At 42.7% G+C, this 7,419-nt stretch carries 5 protein-coding genes and 1 pseudogene; 5 read left to right on the top strand and 1 reads right to left on the bottom strand.

Annotated features, from left to right (window positions below; translation table 11 throughout):
• The 3 genes and pseudogenes from ACH2DQ_RS02965 to ACH2DQ_RS02955 all read left to right on the top strand — a co-directional run.
• A pseudogene (locus tag ACH2DQ_RS02965) lies at positions 1-406 on the top strand (hypothetical protein); the annotation flags it as partial.
• Positions 407-478: 72 nt separating this feature from the next.
• Positions 479-1,915 (top strand): M20/M25/M40 family metallo-hydrolase, encoded by a 1,437-nt coding sequence (locus tag ACH2DQ_RS02960; protein ID WP_394915927.1) that lies wholly within the window; start codon positions 479-481, stop codon positions 1,913-1,915.
• Between the two features lie 353 nt (positions 1,916-2,268).
• Positions 2,269-3,714 carry an aminoacyl-histidine dipeptidase gene (locus tag ACH2DQ_RS02955; protein ID WP_394915928.1) on the top strand — a complete coding sequence of 482 codons (1,446 nt, stop codon included), beginning with the start codon at positions 2,269-2,271 and terminating at the stop codon, positions 3,712-3,714.
• Positions 3,715-3,779: 65 nt separating this feature from the next.
• Here the strand turns inward: ACH2DQ_RS02955 and asnA are convergent, their stop codons facing one another.
• Positions 3,780-4,790 (bottom strand): aspartate--ammonia ligase, encoded by a 1,011-nt coding sequence (gene asnA, locus ACH2DQ_RS02950; RefSeq protein ID WP_394915929.1) that lies wholly within the window; start codon positions 4,788-4,790, stop codon positions 3,780-3,782.
• An 867-nt stretch (positions 4,791-5,657) separates the two neighbouring features.
• Here asnA and aspS point away from each other — a divergent pair.
• Together aspS and gatC are read left to right on the top strand one after the other, a co-directional pair.
• Positions 5,658-6,989: an aspartate--tRNA(Asn) ligase gene (aspS, locus tag ACH2DQ_RS02945; RefSeq protein WP_394915930.1), complete on the top strand. Its 1,332-nt coding sequence runs from the start codon at positions 5,658-5,660 to the stop codon at positions 6,987-6,989.
• A gap of 77 nt (positions 6,990-7,066) precedes the next feature.
• Positions 7,067-7,357: an Asp-tRNA(Asn)/Glu-tRNA(Gln) amidotransferase subunit GatC gene (gene gatC, locus ACH2DQ_RS02940; protein ID WP_394915931.1), complete on the top strand. Its 291-nt coding sequence runs from the start codon at positions 7,067-7,069 to the stop codon at positions 7,355-7,357.
• The last annotated feature ends 62 nt before the right edge of the window (positions 7,358-7,419 follow it).

Genomic DNA, 7,419 nt, shown 5'->3' with positions numbered 1-7,419 from the left:
AACAAATTTGAAAATTCCCTGCGCTATGAACAGCAGAGATATCGCCAAGACAGAAGTAGGGACTGTGGAAAATGAAATTATATCAACCATCAGTGTCTCTGTGAGTGCTCTGGTGACGATGCTGGTCATTTTTGTGGGAGTACTTTTACTGGTGCCCTTAACTCCGGTCTTGCAGAATCCGGTGCTGACACCAGCATTTGACACGGTAGTTCCAGCATTATTTGGCGCACTTGGCTTAAAATATTTTATTAAGAGCCTGAAGATCGCATTTATTCCTCTGCTGACAATGACACTTTTATGTGTAATCGTTCCGGCTGCGATCCCCCAGACGAGCCTGCTGTTAATTCCCGCAGGCGGTATGGCGCTTGGAATCGGGTATCTGCTCTATCGTAAAAATATGCTTTAACTGGTAGTATTAGAGTGTGTTTGAAAATGAAAAGAGTAAGAATAAGTAAAAAGAGAAAGAAGGATATAGAAAATGTTGAAATGGATCGTATTAGCGGTTGTACTGCTTCTGGTTTTGCTGGCAGCCATTGTATTAATCAGAGCGTGTATGATGCAGCCTACACAAGCTTTGACTGCAAAGATTGAAAAAGGAGATCCCCAACGTTCCAGGCAATATGCAAAGCGGTTATCCAGAATGATTCAGTGTGAAACCGTATCCAGCAGATATGATGCAGACAAAACGAAGTTTTATGATTTTCATAAAGTTTTGGAAGAGCTGTTTCCCAATATTCATGAACACTGTGAAAAGCATGTTTTTAACGGAAGCCTGTTGTTCAAGTGGAATGGCAAAGGCAAGGGAGAACCTATTTTACTTATGAGCCACCAGGATGTAGTGGAGGCAAACGGCACATGGGAACATCCTCCTTTTAGCGGGGAAATTGCAGGTGAAGATATCTGGGGAAGAGGAACAGTAGACACAAAAGGCAGTCTGTTTTGTCTGTTAACTGCGGTAGAAGAATTGTTGAAGGAAGGCTATAAGCCGGAATGCGATGTCTATCTTGCCAGCAGCTGCACAGAGGAATTCAGCGGAGAAGGTGCTCCTTTAACCGTACAGTACTTAAAAGAACAAGGGGTAAAATTGGGGCTGCTGATCGATGAAGGCGGTATGATCATGTCAGAGCCTATTCCCGGAGTGAAGGGTACTTATGCCATGGTAGGTGTTTTGGAAAAAGGATATGGAGATGTGAAGTTTACGGCGAAAGGAACCGGAGGGCACGCAAGTGCACCAGGGAAGCATACACCGTGGGCAAGGCTGGCGGCATTTATACATGATGTAGAAAAGCATCAGCCATTCCGTGTGGAATTCAGCCCCACGGTACTGGAAATGTTTCGCAGGCTGACACCGAATATGAGCTTTGGGATGAAGGTTATATTTGCCAATCTCTGGCTGTTTAAACCGCTTTTGAAAAAAGTAATGCCAGTGATCAGCCCGGCAGGTGCGGCAATGCTTCAGACTACCATAGCGTTTACCACTGGAAAAGGTTCCGAAGGCTTAAACGTCCTTCCCCAGGAAGCGTATGTAACAGCCAATCTCCGTTTTATTCCCCATCAACCCACGGATGAGAGCATTGCTTTAATTTCCGAGAAGGCAAAGGCATATGATCTGGAAACAAGTGTCATTTACAAGGATTACCCCTGTCCTGTTGTTAACTATAAAGGAGAGCAGTTTGCAAAAGTAGAACAGACCATACACGAACTGTTCCCGGGCATCGGCGTCAGCCCGTATATTATGACAGGCGGAACAGATGCAAAATATTACAAAGACATCTGTGCCGATTGCATCCGTTTTGCACCGCTATCAATAACTAAGCAGCAATATGAGAGTATTCATGGACTGAACGAGAACATTAGTATGAGCGTACTTCCAAAAGGAGTAGACTTTTATAAGGCGATTATAAGGAAATCATAGCAGGTGGCTGAGTATAGACAAGAAAGACAGCTAAACAAAAAACCCCCACGGAATTACGCTCCGTGGGGGTTTGTGCATCCTATGGACACAGTTACTTTGTGTGAGTCTATAATAAAATATTTTGTCTGTGATGTCAACCAGTTTTTTATGCAAATTATTTCTGTGCAAGTAACTGCCGTAAATCCCAGAGAAGGATTCATTTAACGTGGAAGATATTTATTCTTGAAAATATCACAGTAAAAAGTTATAATCATATTATTGGCAAACAAATGTGACTTTTTTAAAAGCCAATGGATGATTTTAATTTAATGGTGGATAATTTAAAAATATATAGTGAGAAAAGGAGCAAAACAATGGGCGTATTGAGTAATCTGGAACCAAATTCAGTTTTTAAATTTTTTGAGGAGATATGCAGCATTCCCCATGGATCGGGAAATGTAGATAAAATCAGCGATTATCTTGTGAAGTTTGCAAAGGACAGAAGTCTGGAATATTATCAGGATGAACTTAAGAATGTGATTATTATCAAAGAGGCTGCGAAAGGCTATGAGCAGGAAAAACCTGTAATTATCCAGGGGCACATGGATATGGTTGCCGTTAAAACACCGGATAGCGGAATTGATCTGGAAAAAGACGGTTTGTCCCTGGGAATAGATGGAGATTATATTTATGCAGAGCATACATCTCTTGGCGGTGATGACGGAATTGCAGTTGCATATGCCCTGGCGCTGCTGGATTCTGATTCCCTCCAGCATCCCAGATTAGAGGCGATTCTCACTGTGGATGAAGAAGTTGGACTGGATGGTGCCAAAGGCATTGATTTGTCCATGCTGAAAGGAAAACAACTGATCAATATTGATTCTGAGGAGGAAGGCTATTTATTAACCAGTTGTGCAGGAGGTTGCAGCTTAAGATGCGGGATACCGTTTGTTAGAGAAAAGCGGGAAGGAATCCTTTATGAAATATCAATGACGGGACTTCTTGGAGGACATTCCGGAATTGAAATCCATAAGGAAAGAGGTAATGCTAATTGTCTGATGGGAAGACTCTTATACCAGGCAGCAAAAGCGGTGCCAGTTTCACTGATTTCTCTGGAAGGCGGAGAAAAGGATAATGCAATACCGAAGGCAGCGAAAGCAGCAGTGCTGATCAGTGAATCTGATACAGCAGACTTTGAAGCAGCAGTTCAAAAGTTTGAAGGGGCAATGCAGCATGAACTGGCAGTAAAAGATCCGGGTGCCAAAGTGAAATTAGAAAAGAAAGGTGCAGCAGTAGACAATTGCCTGACGAAAGAAGCTTTTGACCGGATTACTACGTACCTGATTGCATTTCCAAATGGTGTACAGGCTATGAGTGCATCTATTCAGGGGCTGGTAGAAACCTCAGTTAACTTGGGTGTTATGAAACTGGAAGAAAATGAATTTAAGACTGCAGGAGCAGTGAGAAGTTCCGTACAGACATCCAAAGATTATCTGATCGACAGAATAACAGGATTGTGTGCAATGGCAGGAGGAGCTTACTCCCAGGAAGGTGATTATCCGGCATGGGAATACAAATTAGAATCTCCGTTAAGAGATAAGATGCTTTCTGTTTACAAGGATATGTATGGCAAAGATATGATTCCCCAGGCAATTCATGCGGGGCTGGAATGCGGATTGTTATCCGGCAAGATCGAAGGTCTGGATTGTGTATCTATAGGACCTGACATGTTCCATGTCCATACTACGGATGAAAAACTCAGCATCTCCTCTACCAAGAGAGTATGGGAGTATCTGGTGGAAGTTTTAAAGAGAAAATAGAATGAAATAGAAAAAGAACGTCAGCAGAGTGAAGTAAATGCTGGCGTTCTTTTTTGATTACAGTTTTACAGCAGTTCGATATCGTTGTCCCTGGCTTTTTCCATGACACTGTCAGGCCATAGGGAAGCCTGTACTTCACCAATATGCGCTTTTCTGAGATAGAACATACAGATTCTGGACTGTCCGATACCACCGCCTATGGTGTAGGGAAGTTCCTGATTCATAATAGCTTTCTGGAAAGGCATTTCTGCACGCTCCGGACATCCGGCAATTTCCAGCTGTTTTTGTAAAGCATCTTCATCTACGCGGATACCCATGGAAGACAATTCCAGGGCGATGTCAAGAACCGGATAATAAACGATAATATCACCGTTTAAGGACCAGTCATCATAATCCGGTGCACGTCCGTCGTGTTTTTCACCGGAAGCAAGGATACCGCCGATCTGCATAATAAATACGGCACCCTTTAATTTTGCAATGTTGTATTCCCGTTCCTTTGGCGTACAGTCCGGATACATATCTTCTAACTCCTGGGAGGTGACAAAGAAAATCTCTTTGGGAAGGATTTCTTCGATGTAATCATACTGTATTGCCATGTATTTTTCCGTTTTTTTCAGAGACTTATAAACCGTGCGGACCACTTCTTTTAATGTCTCTTCGTTTCGTTCTTCTCTGGTTATGATTTTCTCCCAATCCCACTGATCAACATAGATGGAGTGAATATTATCCGTATCTTCATCACGGCGGATGGCACTCATATCCGTGTACAGACCTTCACCGTGGGAGAAGCCGTATTTCTTCAGTGCATAGCGTTTCCATTTTGCAAGAGAGTGTACGATCTCAGCGGGGGCATCACCCTGTTCTTTGATGCCAAAGCTGACGGGGCGTTCTACACCATTTAAATTGTCATTCAGACCGGAATCCGGAGTAACAAACAGGGGTGCGGATACACGCAGCAGATTCAGGCGCTGGGCAAGGGACTGCTGAAAGAAATCTTTAACTGTCTTGATCCCGATTTGTGTATCGTGCAGGTTCAACTGGGATTTGTAGCCTTCTGGTATCATTAATTGTTCCATTATGACATCTCCTTTAAAGATAATATTGTGTTTCTTCCGAAGACGGACAGGTACAGTACAACGTACTTATGTAACACAGCACTGATATTCCGAAGGACGAAAGAAGGATGAAATGTTAGAAAGACCAAAGCAAGTTAACAAGCTTTAAAACAATGGCTTTATGTTACCATAAAACGGTGTGGTTTGTAAATAGGTTTTCCAGGTTGCCTGGAAAAGCGCTTGTTTTTTCATGATTATAAAAATATATTTAAAAAATATAAAAAACCCCTTGCATTATTAAATATTCTGTGTTAAAATCGGTCATTAATAAAGCAAATGCATAGAAAGAGACTCTTGTTACTGAAACTTGACAGGAATACGGCGTCACCGACTGAGAGCGCTGTTTAAGGGAAAGAACAAATAGGGAACACTCTGGAGCAGACTGGTTGAAGGATAAGTTTTATTTCGCTTATCACAGTAGGTCAGTACGTAGCACGCGTTAAGTGTATTAGAGAGACAGATATTGCAGCAGCTGTATCTGTAACGCGGGTGGTACCGCGGGAATATAATAATCCCGTCCCGGAATACGAAAGTATTCCGGGACTTTTTGCGTGGCTGCAAAAAAGCAGTTCCGGGAAAGCTTTCGAACCAGAGCGCATTTGAAAAATCAAACCCGCCATCTGCGCGTCACACTTCAAACTGTGATGCACAGCGGTCAGAAAGCATTTTTCAAACACGCCCTATAACTGACGTCGAATAACAATTGAAAAAAAACTGTCGCAAAGGTGCGAATGGGAATTACAGGCTAAGTCTGCGTTCTCTGACCCCCTGCGGCAGTTTTTTCCATAATTGGCTGTTCGACAGTATATATAAAGAAAGGGGTATATTATGGAATTTTTAACTGGAGTCATGAAGAAAGAAGCATTGGAGATCAGCAGCCTGTCGGCAGAAGAATATGAGGGCAGGCAAGTTGTGGTAAATGGTGCGGTGCATACCATTCGTGATATGGGAGAGGTAGCCTTTGTGGTATTGAGAAAAAGAGAAGGACTGCTGCAATGTGTATTTGAAAAAGGTCTGACGGCTGGAAATCTTAAGGACTTGAGAGAAGCAGCAGCCATGGAATTGACCGGAGTGGTCAGATCAGAAGAACGGGCACCATGGGGATTTGAGATCAGGATCAGCAGTTTTCGGATTTTAAGTGAACCTGCAGAGGCACTCCCGCTGCCTATTTCCAAATGGAAAATGAATACTTCTCTGGAAGCTAAGCTGAACATGCGACCCATTTCACTACGAAATATCAGAGAAAGAGCAAAATTTAAAATTCAGGAAGGACTTGTAAGGGGATTCCGGGATTTCCTGTATGAAGAGGGATTTACCGAAATCAGAACTCCTAAGATTGGGGCAAAAGGTGCGGAGGGAGGTTCCAATATTTTTAAACTGGACTACTTCCACAGGCCTGCCGTCCTGGCACAAAGCCCCCAGTTGTATAAGCAGATGATGGTCGGGGTATTTGACCGGGTTTTTGAGACAGCACCGGTGTTCCGTGCCGAAAAACATAACACAAAACGCCATTTGAACGAATACACAAGTCTGGATTTTGAAATGGGTTATATCGACAGTTTTGAAGATATTATGGCAATGGAAACCGGATTTTTACAGTATACCATGAGGCTTTTAAAAAAGGATTATGCCAGGGAAATTCAAATCCTGGGCATCACACTTCCTAATGTGGAACAGATCCCGGCAGTGCGGTTTGAGGAAGCAAAGAAACTGGTTTCAGAAAAATACCAGCGGAAAATCAGGAATCCATTTGACCTGGAACCGGAAGAGGAGATTTTGATTGGAAGATATTTTAAAGAAGAGTTTGACGCTGACTTTGTATTTGTAACCCATTATCCTTCCAAAAAGCGTCCCTTTTATGCAATGGATGATCCGGCGGATACCAGATTTACCTTAAGCTTTGATTTATTGTTTAAAGGGATGGAAATAACAACGGGTGGACAGCGCATCCATGATTATCAGATGCTGACAGATAAAATCGCTGCAAAGGGAATGTCGGAGGAAGGCCTGGAACAATATCTGGACACTTTTAAACATGGCATGCCGCCACATGGCGGACTGGGAATCGGACTGGAGAGACTTACCATGAAGCTTTTGAATGAGGATAATGTAAGAGAAACAACTCTTTTCCCCAGAGATTTGTCGAGACTTGAGCCATAGAGCATGTCTGAAAAATCATCTGGTTTATGTACCACAGATAAAACAAAATCGTATTTCAGAGAAAGAAGGGAATTAATATGGCAAATCAGATCAATGACGAAACAATTGAATATGTTGGGATTCTGGCGAAACTGGAATTGTCCCCGGAAGAAAAAGAGCAGGCGAAAAAGGATATGAATAATATGCTGGATTATATAGATAAATTAAATGAACTGGACACGGCTAATGTAGAGCCTATGTCTCATGTATTTTCCATTCACAATGTATTCCGTGAGGATCAGGTGGAAAACGGAGATAAAAGAGAACAAATACTGGAGAATGCACCGGAGCAGAAGGATAGCATGTTTAAAGTTCCGAAGACCGTGTAAACGGCGGAGTCAAAAACCCCGCTGCAAGCAACGGGGTTTTTGTTCTCCGCTTCCGCTCCGGT

The sequence above is a fragment of the Robinsoniella sp. genome (assembly GCF_034124845.1).
This window is presented reverse-complemented; position numbering and strand designations above follow the sequence as displayed.